Source organism: Protofrankia sp. Cr1, assembly GCF_963555865.1.
Lineage (GTDB): Bacteria > Actinomycetota > Actinomycetes > Frankiales > Frankiaceae > Protofrankia.
Window position 1 is genome coordinate 8,974 of record NZ_CAUVXO010000020.1, and the last position, 1,188, is coordinate 10,161.

1 protein-coding gene is annotated in these 1,188 nt (G+C 62.6%); it reads left to right on the top strand.

The window, feature by feature from the left end:
- The first annotated feature begins 276 nt into the window (after positions 1–276).
- On the top strand, positions 277–984 hold the full coding sequence (locus tag U9980_RS03730) for a M50 family metallopeptidase (protein ID WP_322766687.1): 708 nt from the start codon (positions 277–279) through the stop codon (positions 982–984).
- The last annotated feature ends 204 nt before the right edge of the window (positions 985–1,188 follow it).

Consider the following 1,188-nt stretch of genomic DNA (forward strand, 5'->3'; position numbering starts at 1 on the left):
AGCAGGTCTGAGCTCGGCCTGAGAGCAATAGGAACGCTGGTCAGAGCGCCCGACAATAGGGGCGCGACGCGTTCACCCGCTGTAACCGCCCGCACCGACCAACGAATCGTCCGGGTGCCCGACTGGCGCGACCTGGCGCCTCGCGAGTGTAATTGTCGCCCTCAAGTCAGTAACAGGATATTCCATTGCTTTTATAGAGAAAAAGTTGTGCCATGAGCACGCCAGCTGACCGGAGCTTGACAGGCCAGCACGGACCGGTCGCGTCGGGGGGGCACCATGAACATCGACGGCGGTACCACCAAACTGGCCATAATCGTGCTGGACGGAACCGCCGCGCCGCCGTGGATCGTTGTACTGACCGGGTTGGCCGCCGTCGCGGCGGTCGTGCCCAGGTGGACCTGGCGAAACAGTGGCCACCTCGACACGATCGTGCACGAAGGTGGCCATGCGTTCGTCGCCTACCTCCTCGGACACTGGGTCTTCGGAGTGTGGCTGTTCTCCGACACATCGGGCCTCACCGGCACGTACGGTCGACCCAGCCGGCTCGTCGACTTTCTTGTGTCAGCGGCTGGTTACACCGCGCCGCCGGCATTCGGGCTGGGCGCAGCCGTCCTGCTGAACGCAGATCACATCACCGCGACACTGATTCTCGCCCTCGTGGCACTAGTCGCGCTCTTCCTCGTCGTCCGCAACCGCTTCGGAATACTGATTGTCACCGGCACCAGCTTCGTGATCATACTGGCGCTGTGTTCGGCGTCGGCGGGTACGCAGAGCGCCCTCGCGTGCTTCCTCACCTGGTTTCTACTGCTGTCCGGGCCGCGGGCCGTCCTCGACCTGCACCGGGCCCGCAAGAAAGGATCATCATCCTCGGACGCAGACATGATGGCCGAACTCACCGGCATCCCCGGCGTGTTCTGGGTGCTCGGCTTCGGTGCGCTCGCCATGGTGTGCCTGTACCACGGAACGCGCCTGCTGCTCAGCTGACACAGACCCGCTTCCGGCGATCGGCCCACCAACCCGCTTCCGGTGATCTTTCGAGGTTTGTGTGATCATTAGGGCCAATTTGATCGCACAAACCTCGAAAGATCGTCGGCCGCAGATCGAAAGATCATCAACTGCAGATAATACGATGTCCTCGGGCCGACATCCCGATGGTGATGTTGTTCACGGGGCCGACTCAGACCCGGT